The sequence below is a fragment of the Burkholderia anthinoferrum genome (assembly GCF_002925705.1).
Lineage (GTDB): Bacteria > Pseudomonadota > Gammaproteobacteria > Burkholderiales > Burkholderiaceae > Burkholderia > Burkholderia semiarida.
The window spans coordinates 416062-437024 of the sequence record NZ_LFZP01000051.1; the positions used below are offsets into that span (position 1 = coordinate 416062).

General features: G+C 66.6%; 22 protein-coding genes and 1 riboswitch. Of the genes, 11 read left to right on the forward strand and 11 right to left on the reverse strand.

What is annotated here, in order from left to right; genetic code table 11:
- The first annotated feature begins 130 nt into the window (after positions 1-130).
- The 3 genes from C5F75_RS22365 to infA all read left to right on the forward strand — a co-directional run bounded on the left by C5F75_RS22365 (position 131) and on the right by infA (position 1694).
- Entirely contained in the window at positions 131-481 is a 351-nt protein-coding gene (locus C5F75_RS22365) for a type II toxin-antitoxin system VapC family toxin (protein ID WP_226093947.1), read from the forward strand.
- Between the two features lie 281 nt (positions 482-762).
- Positions 763-966 (forward strand): cold-shock protein, encoded by a 204-nt coding sequence (locus C5F75_RS22370; protein ID WP_006483056.1) that lies wholly within the window; start codon positions 763-765, stop codon positions 964-966.
- Between the two features lie 464 nt (positions 967-1430).
- Positions 1431-1694, forward strand: a complete 264-nt coding sequence (gene infA / locus C5F75_RS22375) for a translation initiation factor IF-1 (RefSeq protein ID WP_006483034.1) — start codon at positions 1431-1433, stop codon at positions 1692-1694.
- 184 nt (positions 1695-1878) lie between these two features.
- On the opposite strand, the gene C5F75_RS22380 is transcribed toward infA, so the two are convergent.
- A complete protein-coding gene (locus C5F75_RS22380) occupies positions 1879-3249 on the reverse strand; it encodes an MFS transporter (RefSeq protein ID WP_060009377.1) in 1371 nt (456 codons plus the stop codon).
- A gap of 171 nt (positions 3250-3420) precedes the next feature.
- A complete protein-coding gene (locus C5F75_RS37680; RefSeq protein ID WP_104012766.1) occupies positions 3421-3642 on the reverse strand; it encodes a hypothetical protein in 222 nt (73 codons plus the stop codon).
- A gap of 102 nt (positions 3643-3744) precedes the next feature.
- Here C5F75_RS37680 and C5F75_RS22390 point away from each other — a divergent pair, with 102 nt between their 5' ends.
- The 5 genes from C5F75_RS22390 to C5F75_RS22410 all read left to right on the forward strand — a co-directional run bounded on the left by C5F75_RS22390 (position 3745) and on the right by C5F75_RS22410 (position 6422).
- Positions 3745-3993, forward strand: coding sequence for a hypothetical protein (locus C5F75_RS22390; protein WP_059585077.1), 249 nt, complete (start codon positions 3745-3747; stop codon positions 3991-3993).
- Between the two features lie 218 nt (positions 3994-4211).
- Complete coding sequence (locus C5F75_RS22395; protein ID WP_104012744.1) at positions 4212-4421, forward strand: hypothetical protein; 210 nt, start codon at positions 4212-4214, stop codon at positions 4419-4421.
- A gap of 167 nt (positions 4422-4588) precedes the next feature.
- Positions 4589-5233: a DUF1326 domain-containing protein gene (locus tag C5F75_RS22400; RefSeq protein ID WP_059585079.1), complete on the forward strand. Its 645-nt coding sequence runs from the start codon at positions 4589-4591 to the stop codon at positions 5231-5233.
- A complete protein-coding gene (locus C5F75_RS22405) occupies positions 5230-6021 on the forward strand; it encodes a DUF2182 domain-containing protein (protein WP_104012745.1) in 792 nt (263 codons plus the stop codon). The genes C5F75_RS22400 and C5F75_RS22405 overlap by 4 nt, the downstream gene beginning before the upstream one ends.
- A gap of 53 nt (positions 6022-6074) precedes the next feature.
- Positions 6075-6422 carry a copper-binding protein gene (locus C5F75_RS22410; protein WP_104012746.1) on the forward strand — a complete coding sequence of 116 codons (348 nt, stop codon included), beginning with the start codon at positions 6075-6077 and terminating at the stop codon, positions 6420-6422.
- Between the two features lie 177 nt (positions 6423-6599).
- On the opposite strand, the gene C5F75_RS22415 is transcribed toward C5F75_RS22410, so the two are convergent.
- The gene (locus C5F75_RS22415; RefSeq protein ID WP_059585082.1) at positions 6600-7061 is read right to left on the reverse strand and encodes an Lrp/AsnC family transcriptional regulator; all 462 of its coding nucleotides are present in this window, start codon (positions 7059-7061) and stop codon (positions 6600-6602) included.
- Between the two features lie 116 nt (positions 7062-7177).
- Between C5F75_RS22415 and C5F75_RS22420 the strand changes: the two genes are divergently transcribed.
- The gene (locus C5F75_RS22420; protein WP_104012747.1) at positions 7178-7810 is read left to right on the forward strand and encodes a LysE family translocator; all 633 of its coding nucleotides are present in this window, start codon (positions 7178-7180) and stop codon (positions 7808-7810) included.
- 131 nt (positions 7811-7941) lie between these two features.
- Here the strand turns inward: C5F75_RS22420 and C5F75_RS22425 are convergent, their stop codons facing one another.
- The 7 genes from C5F75_RS22425 to C5F75_RS22450 all read right to left on the reverse strand — a co-directional run bounded on the left by C5F75_RS22425 (position 7942) and on the right by C5F75_RS22450 (position 14461).
- Positions 7942-8937 carry an alpha/beta hydrolase gene (locus C5F75_RS22425; RefSeq protein WP_104012748.1) on the reverse strand — a complete coding sequence of 332 codons (996 nt, stop codon included), beginning with the start codon at positions 8935-8937 and terminating at the stop codon, positions 7942-7944.
- Positions 8938-8959: 22 nt separating this feature from the next.
- Entirely contained in the window at positions 8960-9511 is a 552-nt protein-coding gene (locus C5F75_RS22430) for a TetR/AcrR family transcriptional regulator (protein ID WP_257220613.1), read from the reverse strand.
- 128 nt (positions 9512-9639) lie between these two features.
- Positions 9640-11568 carry a TonB-dependent receptor domain-containing protein gene (locus C5F75_RS22435; protein ID WP_104012749.1) on the reverse strand — a complete coding sequence of 643 codons (1929 nt, stop codon included), beginning with the start codon at positions 11566-11568 and terminating at the stop codon, positions 9640-9642.
- Between the two features lie 215 nt (positions 11569-11783).
- Positions 11784-11976: riboswitch (cobalamin riboswitch) on the reverse strand.
- 57 nt (positions 11977-12033) lie between these two features.
- Entirely contained in the window at positions 12034-12264 is a 231-nt protein-coding gene (locus C5F75_RS36435; protein WP_146075221.1) for a hypothetical protein, read from the reverse strand.
- Between the two features lie 14 nt (positions 12265-12278).
- A complete protein-coding gene (locus C5F75_RS22440; protein WP_104012750.1) occupies positions 12279-13253 on the reverse strand; it encodes a threo-3-hydroxy-L-aspartate ammonia-lyase in 975 nt (324 codons plus the stop codon).
- A gap of 51 nt (positions 13254-13304) precedes the next feature.
- A complete protein-coding gene (locus C5F75_RS22445) occupies positions 13305-13943 on the reverse strand; it encodes a helix-turn-helix transcriptional regulator (protein WP_060310914.1) in 639 nt (212 codons plus the stop codon).
- Positions 13940-14461 carry a YbaK/prolyl-tRNA synthetase associated domain-containing protein gene (locus tag C5F75_RS22450; protein ID WP_104012751.1) on the reverse strand — a complete coding sequence of 174 codons (522 nt, stop codon included), beginning with the start codon at positions 14459-14461 and terminating at the stop codon, positions 13940-13942. Before C5F75_RS22450 ends, C5F75_RS22445 begins: the two co-directional genes overlap by 4 nt.
- Positions 14462-14864: 403 nt before the next feature.
- Here C5F75_RS22450 and C5F75_RS22455 point away from each other — a divergent pair, with 403 nt between their 5' ends.
- Together C5F75_RS22455 and C5F75_RS22465 are read left to right on the forward strand one after the other, a co-directional pair.
- Positions 14865-16451: an isocitrate lyase gene (locus C5F75_RS22455; RefSeq protein WP_059574351.1), complete on the forward strand. Its 1587-nt coding sequence runs from the start codon at positions 14865-14867 to the stop codon at positions 16449-16451.
- A 622-nt stretch (positions 16452-17073) separates the two neighbouring features.
- Positions 17074-18939, forward strand: a complete 1866-nt coding sequence (locus C5F75_RS22465) for a phosphoenolpyruvate carboxykinase (GTP) (protein ID WP_104012752.1) — start codon at positions 17074-17076, stop codon at positions 18937-18939.
- Between the two features lie 98 nt (positions 18940-19037).
- Here the strand turns inward: C5F75_RS22465 and C5F75_RS22470 are convergent, their stop codons facing one another.
- Positions 19038-20702 (reverse strand): acid phosphatase, encoded by a 1665-nt coding sequence (locus tag C5F75_RS22470; protein ID WP_104012753.1) that lies wholly within the window; start codon positions 20700-20702, stop codon positions 19038-19040.
- Positions 20703-20963 lie beyond the last annotated feature (261 nt).

The window sequence follows — 20963 nt, forward strand, 5'->3', positions numbered from 1 at the left end:
GTAACCAGCAGGCATGCCGTTCAGAAGCATATGACAAATGCTTGATTTTACTGACTGCAAGGCGCCGTGTCCGACTGGAATTTTTGAGCCAAGACGACATCACAGGAAGGGCAAGCGAACCAACCGGGGCGTGCGGGCGTTCTTCCGGCAGGCCGAAGCCGACAGCCCGCTTTACCTGTCGGTCGTGACGGTGGCCGAACTGCGGCGCGGTGTCGACCTGATCCGTCATCGCGGCGATCACAGTCAGGCGTCGGCGCTCGAGGCCTGGGTGGCGATGATCCTGTCCGGCTATGCGCCGAACATCCTGCCGGTCGATGTCGAGACCAGCCAGATGTGGGGGCATTTGCGCGTGCCGGATCCGACGCATGAGCTCGACAAGCTGATCGCGGCCACCGCGCTGATCAACGATCTGACGGTCGTCACGCGCAACGTCGACGATTTCGCTCGCACCGGCGTCCGGTTGCTGAATCCATTCGACTAGCGTCGCAGGGGCGGTCCTCCCGTCCCAACAGACGATGTAGCGCCCTTGGCCGGCCGGCATCCTGCGCAGCGCCCGCGGGTCCGCGCTTGTGCGCTGCACCAAAAGAACTTGACGAAACGGCCGCGACCGCGTAGTGTCCGAGACCGAAGTCGTCAAGAAGTTCGATTGCTCATCATTGGCCGCACACCGTGCGGCAGTCGTTGGTCTCTCCCTCTTTGATTCTTTCTGTGCCCGTCACGGGCGCATCTTCATCATTCGTCATTTGTATTAAGGAAGTATTTGTGGATACCGGTACCGTCAAGTGGTTCAACGAAACCAAGGGCTTTGGTTTCATTTCCCCGGACAACGGCGGCGACGATCTGTTCGCCCATTTCTCGGAAATTCGCGGCACGGGCTTCAAGACCCTGGCCGAAGGCCAGAAGGTCAGCTTCGAAGTGAAGCGCGGCCCGAAGGGTCTGCAAGCGTCGAACATCACGCCGCAGTAAGCCGCATCGGCATCGGTTGCCCATCGGTGGCCGCTGCCGGATAGCGTATCGCGCGGGCGCCGCTCGACGGCAGCCTGTGCGTTCCGATGCGCACGACCGATGCATCGCGACATTCACGATGCATCGGTCGTGACGCCTCCCTCATCGCATGCCTGACCGCATGCGACGCAACGCCCTCGTGAAATGCATGCCGTTTCGCGAGCGCATCACCGCTTGAACGCATCAACCCGAGCAGACCGCCGCCATGCCGTAGCTGGCGCGGTCCCGACTTGCGCGGCGCCGCTGGCGCCGCAGCCACCGACCGCCCGAACGTCGCAACGCGCCGGGCACCGATCGCAAGACTGGCCCGAGGCCCGTCTGAACGAACCGATCCCGGCCGCTTGCCGGCCGCCGTCCCGTTTGCGGGAGTCGGCGCCGGGCAGTCGCCGCGGCCGCGGTCAATCACCTTGTCTGGAGGAATTGGTTTGGCAAAAGAAGAACTGCTGGAACTGGACGGAATCGTCGACGAAGTGCTGCCGGACAGCAAATACCGTGTCACGCTGGAAAACGGTGTCGTGGTCGGCGCGTACGCGTCGGGCCGCATGCGCAAGAACCACATCCGCATTCTCGCGGGCGATCGCGTGACGCTGGAACTGTCGGTGTACGACCTTACCAAGGGCCGCATCAACTTCCGGCACAAGGACGCGAATTCCCCGCGTCCGCCGCGAAGCGGCCAGCCGCGCCGCTAAGCGACCACGATCGGCGCGCGGCAGCGCGCACCGATCGTTCCCCGTCCGGCCTCGTGGCCGGACGAACCGGCTGAACGGCACATCGTGTGCCGTTCGTCGGTAGTCGGCGGCGCTGTCGCGCCGCGGCTTCTTCTGTTTCCCCGCCTTTACCGGCGCCGCGTGTGCCGAGCGCGCATGTCACGCGTCATGCCGACCGCTGTACGGCAACTGCCGCCACCGCCGCGCCCGTCAATTGAACCGCCGCGCCGGCGAACATCGCCACCCGCAGGCCGGTCGCGCCGCCGTGCATGGCGGCGAACGCCGTGCCGAGCACCGCGATCCCGAGCGTCGCGCCAGTCATTCGCGCGACGTTGACGAGCGCGCTGGCGGTGCCCGAGCGCGTCGCGTCGACGGCGCCGACCGCAACGGTCATCAACGGGCCCGTCGCGATTCCCATCCCCAGCCCCGTCAGCGCGAGGCCGATTTCTGCGCCGAACAGGCTCGACGCGTCCGCCGACGCGCCGATCGCGGCGAGCCCGCTTGCGATCACCGCGACACCGCTGGCCGTCGTCGCGCGCGTGCCGATGCGCTCGGAAAGCGGCCCCGACCACGGCGATACGACGACGAACACGAGCGCCATCGGCAACAGCGCGAGGCCCGCGCCGATCGAATCGAGGCGGCCGACGCTCTGCCACGTCAGCGGCAGCAGAAACAGCACACCGTACATTCCGAACGTCATGCCGGTGGTCGCGGCGATCGCGCCGCGAAACGCGCCGATCCGGAAAATATCGAGCGGTACCAGGGCGGCTTCGCCGTGGCGGCGCTCGATCGCCACGAACGCGACGAACGACGCAATCGCGATGCAGCCGGCGATCGCGCAGGCGGTCGGCGCTTCGCGGAACACGATCGCCGCATACGCGAGCGCGCCGAGCGCGAGGGCGCCCGCGACTTGCGCGGCGCCGTCGAAATGCCGGCCGTGCGGATCGGACGACTCGGGCACGGCCGGGATCGCGAGCAGCATCGCGGCGATGCTCAGCGGCACGACGACGAAAAAGATGCTGCGCCAGCCGAAGTGCCGGATCAACACGCCACCGAGCGTCGGGCCGATCGCCATCGCGACGCCATTGCATGCGGCCCAGATGCCGAGCGCTCGACCGCGTTCGACCGGGTCGCGCCACACGACGCGCACGATCGCAAGCGATGCCGGCAACAACAACGCGGCGCCGACGCCGGCCAGCGCGCGTGCGGCGATCAGCACCGACACCGACGGCGCCAGCGCGCACAGCAGCGACGCGATCGTGAAGATCGTCGTGCCGGCCATGAAGATGCGGCGGCGCCCGTACAGGTCGGCGAGCAGGCCACCCGTCAGCAGCAACACCGCGTACGTGAGGTTGTAGCTGTCGACGACCCACTGCAATGCGCCGACACCGGCATGGAAATAGGCGCCGATCGCGCGCGTCGCGAGATTGACGACGGCCGTATCGACCTGGGCGACGAGCACGGCGATGCATAGCGCGATCAGCGTCACGCCGCGGCGTTTGAGGGCGTGGTCGGCGAGTGCTGCGGTATCGGTCATGGCGGCGTTCCTCGGCAGGCGCTCGTGCAACTTTGAGCGCCGCCTGCTGCCAGCGTCATGTCAGCAGGCGAGGGCATCAGGCGGTGCAAGCGCCATGCCCGCACCTGCGCATGCGCTCAGGTCGCCACTCCGCGTTCGGGTCGCGAGTGCGTCAACGGCCTGCGTCGATCCTCATCCGGTCGCATACCGCGGCGAGCGCTTCATCGGCATGGTCGTCCGCGTACTTCGGCAAGATAATCGCCGAGCCCATCGGTTTTGATGAACAACGATGCGCGATTGCCGTCGGACGCGCAATCGTGCTTCAGCGAATGCGTCGATGTTCCCGAGCGTGACCGGCTCGATCGCGCGCGACGACTCCGTTGCGACGATTTCGCCGTACGTGGCCGGCTGCATGCATGACACCGCGTACACCACCGGCGCCGATACCGATCGATTGCGTCACGCATCGCCATTGGCTTAAGATCGTCGCGAGATCATCCCACGCCTTCAGCGTCAATGAAAAAGAGCATAAGCCTGCGGGTCGCCGTCATCGCTTCGGCCGTTGCCGTGTACAGCGTCTACATGCACATCCAGCAGTTGATCAGCGGCTGCATGTGGGTCAGGGGCCATCAGCGCTGCAGTTTCGAAAACAGCACGAATTTCGAGGGCTGGATGGATCTGGACCTGATGATCACCTGTTGCTGGGTCGCCGCGGCGGTGGTCGGGTGGATTTCCGTTGCGCAGGGCGCGAAGAAGCCGGGTTAGCGACGTCATGCACGTGCTGCTCGATCGAGCAGGCACGACATCCCGCTCGACCGGATCGAATCTGTCAATTCGTGACAACGCGCATGGGCTCGCGGGCGAAGCCGGCGCGCTCGACGCATTCGGGCCCGAAACGAACGCCTGAGTCCGCGGCCGTCGGGCGACATCGTGGCGATCTTCGGCTGCGGGCGTCGCATCGCGCACTGCGCGACGGGACGTGATTGCACGAAGCGCTGCCCTGGCGATGCGGCGGCTTCGTCGTGATCGTGCCCGCACTGGCGGGTTTCGCGTGCCTCGCCCGCGTGCCGTTTCTCGCCACATCGCCGATGAAGACGTCCGACGACGAGTCGCGAATGTTCGTCGCGCGACGCGTGTTTCTGTGCGGCGCGGGTGCGGTGTGGTGTGCGATCGTCGCGTCGCTGTTCGTGTGAGAACGGGGTGACGCGACGGTTTTCGCAACAGCCCGGCGAGGGCCTCCCGAAACGTCTTACGTGAGGCCGGAACGCAGGGTTTTCACGTCGCCATGACCGCGTTGCTTTCCCCCATTGCGTGCACTAGATTCGAAGCGTTCGTTTGTTTCAGAGCGCGAGGTGGAGCCATGACGCCGTGGGAGATTCAGGGCACCGAAATGATCAGTTGCAATTGCTCATACGGTTGCCCTTGCCAGTTCAATGCGCTGCCGACCAACGGCAACTGCGAAGCGATGGGCGCGATTTCGATCGACAGTGGACATTACGGCGACGTGGTGCTCGACGGCGTCAGGATCGCGGTGGTGTTCCAGTGGCCGGGCGCCGTTCACGAAGGCCACGGCAAGTGCCAGCCGGTCGTCGACGAGCGCGCCAGTCCGGCGCAGCGCGACGCCGTATTGAAGATCATGACCGGTCAGGATACCGATCCATTCGCGACGATGTTTTCCGTGTATGCGTCGACGCTCGAGCACGCGTTCGAGCCGATCTTCACGAAGATCGATTTCGACGTCGATGTCGATGCGCGGCGCGGCCGGATCCACGTGGACGGTGTGTTCGACGCGGCCGGCGAACCCATCCGCAATCCGGTGACCGGTGACGAGCACCGCGTGCGGATCGACCTGCCGCACGGTTTCGAATACGAGCTGGCCGAGATCGGTTCGGGCACGGGGCGCTCGCAGGGCAACATCGCGCTGAATCTCGACGGAACCTATGCGCAATTCGCGCGGCTGCATCTGAACAACCACGGGCTGGTTCGCCATCGCGCCGCGGCATGACGCCGGTCGATACCTGGCTCGCGCGCGAGCGAGTCGTCACGCTGCTCGGCATGGCCGCGCTCGTCGGCCTGTGCTGGTTCTATCTGTGGACGGGTGCGGGAACCGGCATGTCGGCGCGGGAGATGACGACCGTCGCGCTGTTTCCGCATCGCCTGGCGGACGGCATGGGCAGCATGGATCCGTCGCTGCCGACCGTGATCGCGATGTGGTGGGTGATGATGATCGCGATGATGACGCCCGGCGCCGCCCCGCTCGTGATGCTGTACCGGCGCGTGCTGCGGCAGCACGGCGACGGAGCGGCGGGATCGGTGTTCACGTCCATGGCGCTGCTGGCCGGCTATCTGACGACGTGGCTGGCGTTCTCGATCGGCGCCGCGCTGCTTCAGGCGCTGCTGCAGCCGGCCGGGCTGATCTCCGCGATGATGCTGTGGTCGAAGAGCGCGCGCCTTTCCGCCATCGTGCTGGCGCTGGCCGGGCTCTATCAATTCTCCCCGCTGAAACGCGCGTGTCTGCGGCAATGCCGCGCGCCGGCTGCGTTCCTGGTCGCGCACTGGCGTCCGGGCGTTGCCGGCAGTTTCCTGCTGGGTGCGCGGCATGGTGCGGTTTGCGTGGGCTGCTGCTGGCTGCTGATGGCGCTGTTGTTCGTCGGCGGCGTGATGAACGTCGTGTGGATCGTCGCGTTGTCGCTGTTCGTGTTCGTGGAAAAGGTCCTGCCCGGCGGCGATCGTATCGGCCGTGTGCTGGGTGTCGTGCTGATCGCGTGGGCCGGTGTGACGTTGATCGTGTGAGGTGCGGCGCCTGCCCGCGGAAGAAGCATGTCGAGCCGGACGGGAGATGCTCGATGAAGACCTGCTTTCATGCTGTTGCCGTGTCGTGCGCGATGGCGATCGTTGTCATGCCGGCGCTCGCGGGCGGCGACATGTCCGGCATGAACCCGCGCGACACGACCATGTCCGCGCCGGACACGAAGCTGACCGATGCGGAGGTGAAGCACATCGATGCCGCGCGACGGCTCGTGACGCTGAAGCACGGCGCGCTCGACAACCTCGGGGTGCCGCCGATGACGATGACGTTCAAGGCCGGCGACGCGGCGATGATCCCGCCGCTGCATGTGGGCGACAAGGTCCGGGTTCGAGTGGAAAACGTCGACGGCACGCTGACGATCGTGAAGCTGGCGAGGCGGCAGTGACGAGGATGCGGCGCGTGCACGGAGCGACGCCGTCGGTTTTTCTCTGCACGTGCTACGTAACCGAGGGCCAGCGCGGCGCCGATTTCCGGCATGGTCGCCCGTGTCGTCGGTGCCACACCGGCGACCGTGGTCAACGGTCGTGGGACCGCCGCGGGCGGCGGGGCGGCCCGCGCTCGTTCATTTCCTGACGATATCGGCCCTTGCCGCCGGCCGTGCCAGCCCGCGCGCGGGCAGCGGCGTCGACATCACGATCGACGTGCGCGTTTCGCCGTACAGGTTGATGCGTTCGATCAACTGTTCGAGATGGGCCATGCTGACGGCGACGAACCGCATCACATACGAATCCGCGCCCGTCACGTGATGGCATTCGACGACTTCGGGAATCGTCTCCAGCAGCTTGAGGAACTTCGCTTTCGCCGGTTGCGGCACCGTAATGCCGATCAGCGCGCTCACCGGATAGCCGGCCGCGGACGGATTGATCCGGGCCGTATAGCCTTCGACCACGCCGGCTGCTTCAAGACGCTTCACGCGCTCCGTCACCGCCGGCACCGACAGGTGAACCTGGCGCGCGAGCTCCGTATAGCTGATGCGCCCGTTGTCCTGCAACAGCGCCAGTATCTTCCAGTCCAGATCGTCCATCGCGGCGGGCGTTTTTAAGGTAGAGCCGCCATTCTTCCTTAAAAACCGCATTCAGCGAGGGCCGGACTTTCCCTACGATGCCTGTTCGATCCACCGAATGTCGCAAGGAGCAGGCGATGCTGTTCATCAAATCCGTCGTGATGGGGCTGTCGATCGCGGTGCCGGTCGGCCCGATCGGCATGCTGTGCATTCAGCGCAGCCTGAGCCGCGGTTTCCAGGCGGGATTCGCGACGGGCATCGGCGCCGCGTGCGCCGACGCGATTTACGGCCTGCTCGGCGCGCTGGGCGTCGCGGGCATCGTCACCGCATTTCCGATGCTGACCGTCGGCCTGAAAATCGGCGTCGGCGCGTTTCTCGTGTGGCTCGCGTGGACCATCGCGCGCCAGGCGCCGGCCGCACCGGCCGGGCCACGCGACTTGCCGCGGACGACCGTCCTGCGCGATTTCCTGACGACGTTCGGCCTCACGCTGTCGAACCCGATGACGATCGTGTCGTTCGTCGGGATCTTCGCGGCGCTCGGCCCGCTGCCGGGGGCACGGGAAGGCGCGATGTGGGCGACGGTGGCGTGGATGGTCGCCGGCGTGTTCGTCGGCTCGGCCACGTGGTGGCTGTGCCTGAGCAGCGCGACCGCCGCGCTGCGCACGAAGCTGTCGTTCGCGTTCATGCACGGGCTGTCGCGCGCGTCGGCGGCCGTCGTCGCGGTATTCGGCGCGATCCAGCTCGCCGCGGGCGTGCGCGGGCTGATCTAGGTGCACGGCGCGGCGCGGGGCGACCGGATCGCGTCACCCGCGGGATTTGCCGCATTCGATCCGGGGAGCCAGCGATCCGGCCGATGCCGATGCCGATGTCGTCCTTGTGTGCTCGTCCGTCGATCGCCGGCTCAATTCGACCCATGCAAATGCGCATGCACGAAGCGCGCGATTTCCTGGCTCAGCTCGATGTCCTCCGGCGCGCCCATGAACCCGCCGTGCGGCATGCCCTCGAACACGTGCAGCTCCGTCGGCACCTGCGCGCGCCGCAACGCGCGATGCAGGCGCACGGCGTTCGACAGGAACAGGTCGCGCGTGCCGCTCTGGATGAAGGTCGGCGGGAAGCCGGCAGCGAAATCGCCGAAGAGCGGCGACAGGTACGGATGCGCGAGATCGGCGCCGTTCGCGTAGAGCAGGTTGTTCGCCATCAGCGGCGCCGGCAGCACGACATCGACGAGCCGGTTGGTCTCGAAGCTGTCGCCGGATTCGGTCAGGTCGGCTTCCGGCGACAGCAGCACGAGCGCGGCAGGCAGCGGCAAGCCTTCGTCGCGGGCACGCAGCACCATCGCGGCGGCGAGATTGCCGCCGGCGGAGCGGCCGCCGATGACGACGTTTTCCGGTGCGTGACGCGCCAGCACGTAAGCATAAGCGGCGATGCAATCGTCGAGCGCGGCCGGATACGGGTGTTCCGGCGGCATCCGGTAGTCGACGCCGTAGCAGCGGACGCCGAGCCGGTCGGCCTGCATCTGCGCGCCGGCGCGGCACGCGGCGCCGCCGCCGACGACCAGCGCGCCGCCATGCAGATCGATGTAGGCGCAGGCGCCGGAAGCCGCGTCGTCGGGTGTCGCGACATGCACGTCCGCATCGCCGACGCGGATCGTCTCGACGCTCGAGCGCAAATAGCCGGCGAGCTGCTCGACCGCGGCCGTGTAATGCGCGTCGGCACCGGCCTTCACGCGCATCCATGCGTCGATGTCGTCCGGCGCCGGCATCACGTGCAACGCATTCAGCGGCACCCCGTCGTCGCCGGTCAGGCGTTGCAGCGCGGCGCGTGCTTCGTCGCTGATCGAGGTCGGGAAGGGCACGACACGGCTCGGCAGCACGACGCCGTCGGGTTTGTCTTTCATTGCTTGGATTCCGTTCGGTACGTCATGCGGCCGAAGGCCAGTGGCGCAGCATCACGTCGAGCGCATCGAGGCTGCGTGCCCACGACACGTCCGAATCCGGCGCGCTGTGCGAGAAGCCGCCGGCGCTTTCGAGCGTCACGTAGCCCATGAAGAAACCGCCGAGCAGGCGGATCGCATGCGCCTGTTCGCTATCGGGCAAGCCGTAGCTGCGCAGCACCGCTGCCGTCATCCTGACGAGTTGCCCGCCCGCGCTTGCGGTGGCGCGCCCGCCGCTCACCGGATGGCGCGCGGCCGCGAAGCGGCCCGGATGCGCACGTGCGTAGTCGCGATAGACGTTGGCGAGCGCGGCCAGCGCGTCCTTGCCGGTGCGGCCGGCCAGCGCGTCGGCGGCGCGCTCGGCCAGCTCCTGCAGCGCGAACAGCGCGATCCGGCTCTTGAGATCGTCGAAGCTCGCGACATGGGAATACAGGCTCGCCAGCTTGACGTCGAAATGCCGCGCGAGCGCTGCGCCGGTGAGTTGCTCGAAGCCGGTTTCATCGGCGAGCTGCGCGCCGGCTTCGACGAGCTTGTCCACGGTAATGCCGGCACGCGCCATGACGAATGCTATGCGGGTTAGTCAAAAAACTAATTTTATTAGCTTTTGCCGTGCTGTCAATTTTCCGCGCGTGCCGGTGTGGTGCGTCGCGCCGCTGCGTGGGGCCGTCAGAACGTATAGCTCACCTTGCCGAACGCGGTGCGCCCGAGCGTGTTGTAGCCGTACGCGGTCATGTATTGCCGGTCGAACAGGTTCGACAGCGACGCCGACACCGTCAAGTGCGAATTGATCCGGTACGACGCGCGCAGGCTCACCGTCAGGTACGACGCCAGATACTGCCGGTTGGCCGGGTCGTCGAACGTCGAGCCGCCGTACAGCAGCGACGCGCCTGTGCTCAGCGCGTGCAGCTTCAGTTCGTCCCACGTGTGGTCGACGTTCAGGCTGACCGTCTGGCGCGGCCGGCGGCTGAGCCAGGTCTGGTTGGTCTCGTCCTGCGGATTCAGGATGCCGACCGCGACGCTCACCGGCGTCGAGCGGCCGATCGTTCCCTTGTACGACAGGTCGATGCCGCGAATGTGCGAACGGCCGATGTTCATCGGCGAGAACGTCGCCGGGTTGTACGCGATCAGGTTGTTGACGCGCGTGTCGTAGATCGCCGCGGTGAACATGCCGTACGCCGTGTTCGCGTCGAGCGCGGCCTCGACCGACGTGCTGCGTTCCGGGCTGAGGTTCGGATTGCCGTAGCCCGGGTAGTACAGGTCGTTGAACGTCGGCAGGCGGAACGCGTTGCCGTACGACACGCGCGCCGTGTAGACCGGCGTGATCGCCCACGACAGCGCGGCGTTGCCGGTGTTCACCGCTTGCCCGGCGATGATCTCGTGACGGCCGGCGACGAACATCGTCACGTTGCCGAGCGTCGCCGACTGGTGCAGCGAGAACGCGGAATCGTTGCGCGTCGGCACGCCGCCGGGAATGTCGACCGGCAGGAACGCCTGTTCGCGCGTGAAGTCGTACGCGAGCTTCGATTCGCCCGACAGCGGCAGCCCGAACAGGTGGAAACCGTGCGCCTGATGGGTCAGCGACGTCGACGTGCTGATGCGCTGCGAATTGATCTGGTCCGTCGCGAGGGCCGGGTTGTCCGCGTAGATGAACTGGCGATCGTTCGCATAGCCGAACGACTGGTCGAACTGCGTATCGGGCGTGATGTCGAGATGGAATGCGACGCCGGTCGTCAACTGGTGATCGCGTTCGCGATTCGCGTAGCCGCTGTTGTCGTAGGACAGATCGGAGCGGTGGTACAGCGCGAACGTCGAGATCGACCAGTTGTCGCGCGCATAGCCGAGCCGCGCGTCGAGATCCTGCGCGTGATACGGGTTGCGGCCGTCTTCGTGGCCGTAGAAGAAGGGCCGCGTCGCATCGATGCCGGCCGTGTTGTAGTCGTGCAGCCCGAGCGAATAGGTGAGCCCGCCCAGCGCGGCCAGCGGCCCGGTCGACGGCACCGTGCCCGACGTGCGGAACTGCGTGTCGAACGTCTTGTTCGAGCCGCCGCCGAACGACACGGTGGTCTGGTTCGGCTGGTTGGCGGCGCGGCGCGTGAAGAGTTGCACGACGCCGCCCATCGCGTTGTTGCCGAACGATGCGGCGGCCGGGCCGGAGATCACCTCGACGCGCTCGAACGCTTCGGTCGGCAGGTCGGCCCACGGCGCGATGCCGGTGGTCGGCGAGCCGATCCGGATGCCGTCGATGAACACGGCGACCTGGCTCGCCGACGAGCCGCGGATGCTGACCGACGCGGACGAGCCGGGCCCGCCGTTCTGCGCGACGGTCACGCCCGGCAGCGTCGCGAGCGCTTGCGTGATGCTCGGGTCGGCCGGCGACAGCCGGTCGAGATCCTCGCGCGTGAGCACCTGCGTCGACGCATAGCGCCGGTCGAACGATTCGGGCAGGTGCCGCGTGTCGGTCACGCTGATCGTGGGCAGGTCCGCGCCTGACGCCAGTGCCGCGGGCTGCGCAGGCGCCGCGTCGCCGGCCGCATGGGCGAGCGGGGAAAGCAGCGCGGTGGCGGCGGACGTGGCAAGCAGGTGACGAAGGTTCATGAGACAGCGGGACAAAGCGTGTGACGTGTACGGCGACCGTGAGCCGGGGGCCGGCAGGGGATGCATGCCGACGGCGTGTCGGGGCGGCGCTTCCGGCCGGGAAGCGGATTCGGGAACGATGGACATCTGACGGATCCTGAGGTCGGGTCGTCCATGCAACAGGCGGCCGCCAACGGCGGTGCTTGCACATCGGGACACCCCGCCCGGTGCGGCTGCTGGACCTCGGGTCGATGGCAGGTCTCCTGGCTCGCGGGTCGCCATCCGTGCGGGCCTTCCCGGTTTCCCAGTGGCATGCGGTGGCACGGATTCGCCGCTCACAGTTGCGGGGGCAGCCGCAGATTCGAGACGTCGCCTCGCCTGCGTTCCCTTTTGATCCCATCCCTGGGAACCATCAGCGCGCAAGGGTAATGGCGCGCGGTCGGGCACGTCAATCGTCCGGGCGCGCGCGGATGCGAAAAAACGTCATTACCCGGTGTCGGCTTTCCGGATGCTTGCGTTCGAGGTGCCCGGGCGGCGTTTCAGGTCTGAAGAAACGGTCGGGTTCGAACGCATCCGTCGCATCCGCGCGGCGGCGATCGCGCGCGTATTCATGAAGACGCCTTCAGACCGACTTCGGGACGACGACGTAATCAGTCCGGGGCGCGAAACCTGGCGCGACGTGGAGGCGGGGCGGTGCGCGCATGACAGGATCTTCATGCGCGCCGCGACGCTCAGGCCGGTGCCGACACCAGCGCGCAGAAGTTCTCGAGATCGACGTTGCCGCCGCTGATCACCACGCCGACGCGCTTGCCCTGCAGCGCGTCCTTCATCCGTCGCACGGCGGCGAACGCCAGGCAGCCGGTCGGCTCGACGACGAGCTTCATGCGCGTGGCGAAGAAGCGCATGCAGTCGACCAGTTCCGCGTCCGTCGCGGTCAGGATGTCGTCGACGTCGCGGCGCAGGATCGGGAACGTAAGGTTGCCGACGTGCTGCGTCTGCGCGCCGTCGGCGATCGTGCGCGGCGTGTCGATGTGCACGATCGTGCCGGACCGGAACGATTGCTGCGCGTCGTTGCCGGCTTCGGGCTCGACGCCGTACAGCTTCGCGTGCGGCGACAGCGCGCGCGTGGCGAGCGCGGTGCCCGACAGCAGCCCGCCGCCGCCGAGCGGCGTGAACACCGCGTCGAGCGGCCCGACTTCGTCGAACAGTTCCTTGGCCGCGGTGCCCTGGCCGGCGATCACGTCCGGGTGATCGTAGGGCGGAACCAGCGTGAGCCCGTGCTTTTCCGCGAGCTCGCGCCCGATCTGCTCGCGATCCTCGGTGTAGCGGTCGTAGGTCACGACGTTGCCGCCGTAGCCGCGCGTCGCGGCTATCTTCGCGGCCGGTGCGTCCTGCGGCATCACGATCGTCGCGGGAATGCCGAGGATGCGCGCCGACAGCGCGATTGCCTGCGCATGGTTGCCCGACGAGAACGCGACGACGCCGTGGCGGCGCTGTTCCGCGTCGAAGCGCGACAGCGCGTTGAACGCGCCGCGGAACTTGAACGCGCCCATGCGCTGCAGGTTCTCGCACTTGAAGAACACCTGTGCGCCGAGCGCGTCGTCGATCGTCCGCGACGTCATCACCGGCGTGCGGTGCGCATGGCCTTCGAGCCGGGCCGCGGCGGCGGCGACGTCGTCGTACGTGGGGAGAGTCGGAGAATTCATGGTCGCTCGGGGTCGAAAAAGTCAGTCAACTGGAATGCGGGGCGCGCCGCGTCACTTCGCATCGTTGTAGACGGTGGCGCGCGACACGCCGAGATGCTGCGACACGATCTCCATCGCGCGGCGCACCTCGAGGAAGCCGTCCGCCTTCAGCGTCTGCATCAGCTCGCGGCGCTGGTCGGTCTTCAGCTCGCGCGGCGTCGTCGCGAGGCGTGTCGCGAAGGCGTCGATGCGCTGCCGGATCGCGTCCGCGCCGGCCGGGTCGAGCGTTTCGACGACGGCTTCGCCGTCCGTGCGGCAGAACTGGCTCAGCATGCCCTGGAAGCCGCGGAACAGCGTGACGTCGGCATTCAGGCACAGCGCGGCCACGTAGCGCCCGGTCGAATCCTTGATGCCGATCGACGTGCTTTTCGCAGTGCGGCCGTCGGCGAAGCGGTTCGGATAGTTCGCGAGCACCTGCGGGAAATCGTCGTCGGCGATGCGCGCGAGGCCGAGTTCGGTTGCGGGATCGCCGACCGCGCGCCCGGACAGGTTGTTGTGAATCGCGAGGATCGCGTGCTCGGGCGTGCGCAGGTCGTGCACGACGACCTCGGTGAACGGCGCGAACATCTCGCCGAGCCCTTCGGCGATGCGCTGCACCTGCTCGATCAGCGATGCCTGCTCCGACAGCAGTGGTTTGCGGTTCGTGCTCATGCGTGCTCCTGCGGGGCGGGGGCGTCCGTCGTCTCGGGGCGCGTGATGTCGGCCAGCAGCGGGCGCGCGATCCGGACGTAGTCGGCTGCGTCGAGCACGACCGAGCGGTCGAGGCGGCCCGCGTTGAACGCGATCTCGGCGTTGCGCTCGACCAGCGCCGGATCGACGACGAGCGTCACGTTCGCATCGAATACGAACGGCGGCACGGCACCCATCACGCAGCGCGTGACGGCGGCCGCGAGGTCGGGCGAGGCGAGCGTCGCCTTGCGCCGGCCAAGCGCATCGGCGACCTTGCGGAAGTCGATCTTCAGGTGGCCGGGAATTACCGCGAGCGCGGTGGCGCCGCCGCCGTCCTTGAACGTGCAGAGCATCGCCTTCGCGCCCTGTTCGGGGCGCGTGCCGCGCAGCGCGGCAATCGCGTCGGATTTGCCTTCCGCTGGATGCTCGAGCACGCGGAAACGCGCGCCGGCGGTAGTCAGCAGGTCGCAAAGCGTGTCGAAAACGGGAGAGTCGTTCATGGCGCTCCGGGAGGCAGGCAGAGGCGCAGACGCGCTGGGATTAAAGAATTGTCCAAGTATAGACGTTTTGTCGCAGCCCTGACAAAGGCGAGACCGGTCGTCGCTGTCCGGCCTTGCCGACGCGGCCCGTTCTCCAGCAGCCGAAAGGAGATTTCATATCGCGGAATTCGCATCGGTTTCCCGCCGCCGCGTTTTACCGCCGCTTGAAACCGTGTTTTGCATCGCAAAAACGCTTGGCTATCTCATTGAAAAACAACAAAAATTTATATCTTATGTCTTATATAAGACTTGACCGAAATGTTGCCGGACGGGATTACTATTGAGTCCATGCAGTTCGCTTCGTCACACGCGGCGGGCACGCTGAACTCTTTACTCAAATGCGCTTCGTTCCCAGGAGATAGACATGTCCCAATATCAAGACGACATCAAGGCAGTGGCTGGCTTGAAGGAAAACCACGGCAGCGCGTGGAACGCCATCAGCCCCGAGTATGCGGCCCGCATGCGTGCCCAGAACAAGTTCAAGACCGGCCTGGACATCGCGAAGTACACCGCGAAGATCATGCGCGCCGACATGGCCGCGTACGATGCCGATCCGTCCAAGTACACGCAGTCGCTGGGTTGCTGGCACGGCTTCATCGGCCAGCAGAAGATGATCTCGATCAAGAAGCACTTCAACAGCACCGAACGCCGCTACCTGTACCTGTCGGGCTGGATGGTCGCCGCGCTGCGCTCGGAGTTCGGCCCGCTGCCGGACCAGTCGATGCACGAAAAGACCTCGGTCAGCGCGCTGATCCGCGAGCTGTACACGTTCCTGCGCCAGGCCGACGCCCGTGAGCTGGGCGGCCTGTTCCGCGAGCTGGATGCGGCGAAGGACCCGGCTGCCAAGGCCGCGATCCAGGAAAAGATCGACAACCACGTCACGCACGTCGTGCCGATCATCGCCGACATCGACGCCGGCTTCGGCAACGCGGAGGCGACCTACCTGCTGGCCAAGCAGTTCATCGAAGCGGGTGCGTGCTGCATCCAGATCGAGAACCAGGTGTCGGACGAGAAGCAGTGCGGCCACCAGGACGGCAAGGTCACGGTGCCGCACGAGGACTTCCTCGCGAAGATCCGCGCGATTCGCTACGCGTTCCTGGAGCTGGGCGTGGACGACGGCATCATCGTCGCGCGTACCGATTCGCTGGGCGCCGGCCTGACCAAGCAGATCGCCGTGACGAACCAGCCGGGCGACCTGGGCGATCAATACAACTCGTTCCTCGACTGCGAGGAGCTGTCGGCCGATCAACTGGGCAACGGCGACGTCGTCATCAAGCGCGACGGCAAGCTGCTGCGTCCGAAGCGCCTGCCGAGCAACCTGTTCCAGTTCCGCGCCGGCACGGGCGAAGCGCGTTGCGTGCTCGACTGCATCACGTCGCTGCAGAACGGCGCCGACCTGCTGTGGATCGAAACCGAAAAGCCGCATATCGCGCAGATCGGCGGCATGGTCAGCGAGATCCGCAAGGTGATCCCGAACGCGAAGCTGGTGTACAACAACAGCCCGTCGTTCAACTGGACGCTGAATTTCCGTCAGCAGGCGTACGACGCGATGAAGGCCGAAGGCAAGGACGTGTCGGCGTACGACCGCGCGCAACTGATGAGCGTCGAATACGACGACACCGAACTGGCCAAGCTCGCCGACGAGAAGATCCGTACGTTCCAGGCCGATGCATCGCGTGAAGCAGGCATCTTCCACCACCTGATCACGCTGCCGACGTACCACACGGCCGCGCTGTCGACCGACAACCTGGCCAAGGAATACTTCGGCGATCAGGGCATGCTCGGCTACGTGGCCGGCGTGCAGCGCAAGGAAATCCGTCAGGGCATCGCGTGCGTGAAGCACCAGAACATGTCCGGTTCGGACATCGGCGACGATCACAAGGAATACTTCAGCGGCGAAGCGGCGCTGAAGGCAGCGGGCAAGGACAACACGATGAACCAGTTCGCGTAATCGTCATATCCGCGGCAGAAAGCCAATCCGTGACGGGTTGGCTTTTTTTCATTCGACGCGTGGAGCGCGTGATTGCCCGGCACCTCGTTTCGAGCGGGGGTGTCTATCGCGATTCGAACAGGATGTTTGTGTACGCAACTGATTCAGGGTTTGCCTGAGTAGCGAAAACGCTGATTCGCACGGCGTGTGTTCGCGTTGTTCGTTTGCCCAAGCGGCAGGTTGAAATTGCCGCTCGTACGAAACCCTTGCAGGGCGGTCGTCACACGCGTTTCGTCCCCAAAGTGTGCGCGACGACGCCGTAAAAAGAACCTGCCTGCAACGCGCATGCCGGCGCGCCGGCGCAGCGGGTTTCTTGCTGCAACGCAACGCCCGCCCAATAACGGCGATGGTATGCTGGCCGACATGGAGTTGTATGGCAGGTTGCTTGCATGGCGAAACTCGCGTTCGCACGCTTATATACGAGACATCACCTTCTCTCGCCCGCATCGCGGCATCGACGCGCGCTCCGCTCGCGCGTCCCGTTCTGCTGCGCGCTGCCGCTCCCTGCGCTCCGCACGCATTCCCATCTCGCGGGTTCACCCCGCATCCCCCATCCCCCGCCCAATAATCTGGAGACATCCCCATGTCGCAAAACACTTTGGCCGAAGCAACACATGGCCCGCTGATCGCTCCGCCGGCCTTCGTCAAGCATCGCAAGCTGATCGACTGGGTATCGCGCATCGCGGCGCTCACGGAGCCCGAGCGCGTCGTGTGGTGTGACGGTTCGCAGGAAGAATACGACGCGCTGTGCCAGGCGATGGTCGACCAGGGCACGCTCACGCGCCTGAACCCGGCGAAGCGCCCGAACTCGTATCTCGCGCAATCCGATCCGTCTGACGTGGCGCGCGTGGAGGATCGCACGTTCATCTGCGCGGCTTCGCGCGACGACGTCGGTCCGACCAACAACTGGATCGATCCGGCCGAAATGCGCGAGACGCTCAACGGTCTGTTCCGCGGCGCGATGCGCGGCCGCACGCTGTACGTCGTGCCGTTCTCGATGGGCCCGCTCGGCTCGCCGATCGCGCACGTCGGCGTCGAGTTGTCCGACAGCCCGTACGTCGCGGTGAACATGCGGATCATGACGCGCATGGGGCGCGACGTGTACGACGTGCTCGGCGAGGACGGCGATTTCGTGCCATGCGTGCACAGCGTCGGCCATCCGCTCGAAGCCGGCCAGCAGGACGTGCCGTGGCCGTGCAATCCGGTGAAGTACATCGTGCACTTTCCCGAAACGCGCGAGATCTGGAGCTTCGGCTCCGGCTACGGCGGCAATGCGCTGCTCGGCAAGAAGTGCTTCGCACTGCGCATCGCGTCGACGATGGGTCGCGATCAGGGCTGGCTCGCGGAACACATGCTGATCCTCGGCGTGACGTCGCCGGCCGGCAAGAAATATCACGTCGCGGCCGCGTTCCCGTCCGCGTGCGGCAAGACCAACTTCGCGATGCTGATCCCGCCGCAGGGCTTCGACGGCTGGAAGGTCACGACGATCGGCGACGACATCGCGTGGCTGAAGCCGGGCCGCGACGGCCGCCTGTATGCGATCAACCCGGAAGCCGGTTTCTTCGGCGTGGCGCCGGGTACCGGCGTGAAGACCAACCCGAACGCGATCGCCACGCTGAAGGAAAACGTGATCTTCACGAACGTCGCGCTGACGGAAGACGGCGACGTGTGGTGGGAAGGGCTGACCGACACGCCGCCCGCGAAGCTGACCGACTGGCAGGGCAATCCGTGGACGCCCGAGATTGGCAAGGAAACCGGCCGCAAGGCCGCGCATCCGAATTCGCGCTTCACCGCGCCGGCCGCGCAGTGCCCGTCGATCGACGACGACTGGGAAAACCCGGCCGGCGTGCCGATCGACGCGTTCATCTTCGGCGGCCGCCGCTCGACGACGGTGCCGCTCGTCACGGAAGCGCGCGACTGGGTCGAAGGCGTGTACATGGCCGCGACGATGGGCTCCGAGACGACCGCGGCGGCCGTTGGCCAGCAGGGCGTCGTGCGCCGCGATCCGTTCGCGATGCTGCCGTTCTGCGGCTACAACGTCAGCGATTATTTCGCGCACTGGCTCAAACTCGGCCGGCAGCTCGAGGCCGCCGGCGCGACGCTGCCGAAGATCTATTGCGTGAACTGGTTCCGCAAGGATGCGAACGGCAAGTTCGTGTGGCCGGGCTTCGGCGAGAACATGCGCGTGCTGAAGTGGATGCTCGACCGTCTCGAAGGCACCGGCGGTGGCGGCGAGCATGCGTTCGGCGTGTCGCCCGCGTATGAGGACCTGCACTGGGACGGCCTCGATTTCACGCGCGAGCAGTTCGATGCGGTGACGTCGATGAACGCGGACGAATGGCGCGAGGAGCTGAAGCTGCACGCGGCGCTGTTCGACATGCTGAAGCTGCGCTTGCCCGCCGAGATGACCGACACGATGAAGAAGATCGAGCAGCGTATCGGCGGCTGACGAGCGGCATCGACGTCACCGCTCTGCAAGCGCCATGAACGCCCCGGGCCACCGTCGCTTGGCCCGGGGCGTCGTCGTTTCACGCGGTCGACCGGTTGTCAGCCGAGATCGAGCGCGTTCGTCAGATCGCCCGGCGGCGTCGCGCCACGCGCGGCGAACGCGTTGTCGCGCCGGACCACGCCGTCGAGCGGCGCGAGGCCGTGCACGCGGCTGATGAAGCGCAGGATCGAGTTCGTGTCGTACAGCGTGTGATCGACGAAGCCCTTTTTCGCGAACGGCGAGATCACGAGCGCCGGGATCCGCGAGCCGGGGCCCCAGCGATCGCCGACCGGCGGCGCGACGTGATCCCACCAGCCGCCGTTCTCGTCGTGCGTCATCACGATCACGGTGTGTTCCCATTGCGGCCCGCGCCGGATATGGTCGATCACGGTTGCGATGTGGCGGTCGCCCGATTCGATGTCCGCATAGCCCGCGTGCATGTTCAGGTTGCCCTGCGGCTTGTAGAACGTGACGGCAGGCAGGCGCCCCGCGTCGATGTCGGCGATGAAGTGGTTGGTCGACGGTTCGTCGCCGAGCCCCGCGTCGCGCAAATGCTTGCGGCGGGCTTCGGTGCCGGGCGCGTAGTTCGCGAAGTAGTTGAACGGCTGGTGGTGATACTGGAAGTCGGGCACCGTGCCCGTGTCGCGATGATCGAGCGCGTACTGCCACGCGCCGCTGTACCACGCCCAGTCGATGTTCTTCTCCGACAGGCGGTCGCCGATCGTCGCGTAGCCCTGCGGCGGCATCACGCGATGGTCGGCCGGATCCGCATACGCGGCGTTGCCCGGATCGGGCGGCGGCACGTAGCTCGGCTGGTACGGCGGCGCCATCGTGTTCACGCCGTACCCGTCCGGCGTCAGCGGGCCGTCGACCGCGAATTTCGGCGGGCCGTCGAGCGCGGACGCGGGCGAATCGTCGGCGAGCTTCAGGCGCGTGCCGGCCGGATCGTCGCCTTCGACCTTCGACAACAGCTTCGCCGCATGCGGATGCTTGTGCGCGTCCGGATACAGCGGCGGCTGCGCGGAGATCAGGAACATGTGGTTCATCCACGAGCCGCCGAAGGCCGCCATGAAGAAGTTGTCGCACAGCGTGTATTGCCGTGCGAGATTCCACAGTCGCAGCGTGTCGGCTGAATTGCGGTAATGGCCCATCACGAGGCCGCCCGAATCGGCCCACGCGGCGAACTGGTTGTTGCGGCCGCCCGCGATCTGCATCTGGTTCTGGTAGAAGCGATGCCACAGGTCGCGCGTGATCACGCCGTTCGGCAGCGGCTTGCCCTGCGCGTCCGAAATCCGGAACGGCGCGTTCGGCAGCTTGTCGATGTCGCGCTCCGCGATCGCGTAGCGCTTGCCGTCCACTTCCTGCGCCTGCGGCACGAGCCCGCCCCAGATCTTCGGCAGCACCGGCAGCGGCGTCTTGCCGTCGCGATCGAGTTGCTGCGCGTGCTCGGGGCGCACTTCGCTCAGCGGGTAGCGCACGCCGGGGAAATCGCCGTACAGGTTCGCGAAGCTGCGGTTTTCCGCATAGATCACGACGATGTGGCGCACGCGCTGGCGCAACGCTTCGTCGATGCGCAGGTCGGCGGCCGAACGCGGCGCGTTGCCCGCGGTGGTTTCGCAGCCGGCGAGCGCGACACCGGCGCCGATCGCGGCGAGGCCGCCGAGCACACGGCGGCGGTCGGGATCGGCGGGAAGGTCGTCGGGGCGATCGGGGGTGTCGTTCACGTCGTGGGCTCCTCGGGTGGGCGGGTGGGTGTTGTCGTTCGATGCGCGCCGGCATCGCGCGGACTGCCGCGACGCAGGGCGAAAAAATGCAACGGCCGGCATCGTGCGAGGCGGCGCACTGCGGCTGTCACGAAAATGTCATGCACGCGACTATAACGCGGCAAGGGGGCGGATGAAAGCCGTTCGTCTGACGATTCGACGCTCGCGCGGCGAGCGATGCGCGACGTCCGTGCGCGAACTAGACTTGAACCAGGGGCGGTG

Coding starts and splice junctions, on each gene's coding strand:
- C5F75_RS22380 (WP_060009377.1), bottom strand. CDS start 3,249: ATGACCGATACCGCAGCACTCGCCGACCACGCCCTCAAACGCCGCGGC.
- C5F75_RS37680 (WP_104012766.1), bottom strand. CDS start 3,642: ATGCAGCCGGCCACGTACGGCGAAATCGTCGCAACGGAGTCGTCGCGC.
- C5F75_RS22390 (WP_059585077.1), top strand. CDS start 3,745: ATGAAAAAGAGCATAAGCCTGCGGGTCGCCGTCATCGCTTCGGCCGTT.
- C5F75_RS22400 (WP_059585079.1), top strand. CDS start 4,589: ATGACGCCGTGGGAGATTCAGGGCACCGAAATGATCAGTTGCAATTGC.
- C5F75_RS22405 (WP_104012745.1), top strand. CDS start 5,230: ATGACGCCGGTCGATACCTGGCTCGCGCGCGAGCGAGTCGTCACGCTG.
- C5F75_RS22410 (WP_104012746.1), top strand. CDS start 6,075: ATGAAGACCTGCTTTCATGCTGTTGCCGTGTCGTGCGCGATGGCGATC.
- C5F75_RS22415 (WP_059585082.1), bottom strand. CDS start 7,061: ATGGACGATCTGGACTGGAAGATACTGGCGCTGTTGCAGGACAACGGG.
- C5F75_RS22420 (WP_104012747.1), top strand. CDS start 7,178: ATGCTGTTCATCAAATCCGTCGTGATGGGGCTGTCGATCGCGGTGCCG.
- C5F75_RS22425 (WP_104012748.1), bottom strand. CDS start 8,937: ATGAAAGACAAACCCGACGGCGTCGTGCTGCCGAGCCGTGTCGTGCCC.
- C5F75_RS22435 (WP_104012749.1), bottom strand. CDS start 11,568: ATGAACCTTCGTCACCTGCTTGCCACGTCCGCCGCCACCGCGCTGCTT.
- C5F75_RS36435 (WP_146075221.1), bottom strand. CDS start 12,264: ATGAAGATCCTGTCATGCGCGCACCGCCCCGCCTCCACGTCGCGCCAG.
- C5F75_RS22440 (WP_104012750.1), bottom strand. CDS start 13,253: ATGAATTCTCCGACTCTCCCCACGTACGACGACGTCGCCGCCGCCGCG.
- C5F75_RS22445 (WP_060310914.1), bottom strand. CDS start 13,943: ATGAGCACGAACCGCAAACCACTGCTGTCGGAGCAGGCATCGCTGATC.
- C5F75_RS22450 (WP_104012751.1), bottom strand. CDS start 14,461: ATGAACGACTCTCCCGTTTTCGACACGCTTTGCGACCTGCTGACTACC.
- C5F75_RS22455 (WP_059574351.1), top strand. CDS start 14,865: ATGTCCCAATATCAAGACGACATCAAGGCAGTGGCTGGCTTGAAGGAA.
- C5F75_RS22465 (WP_104012752.1), top strand. CDS start 17,074: ATGTCGCAAAACACTTTGGCCGAAGCAACACATGGCCCGCTGATCGCT.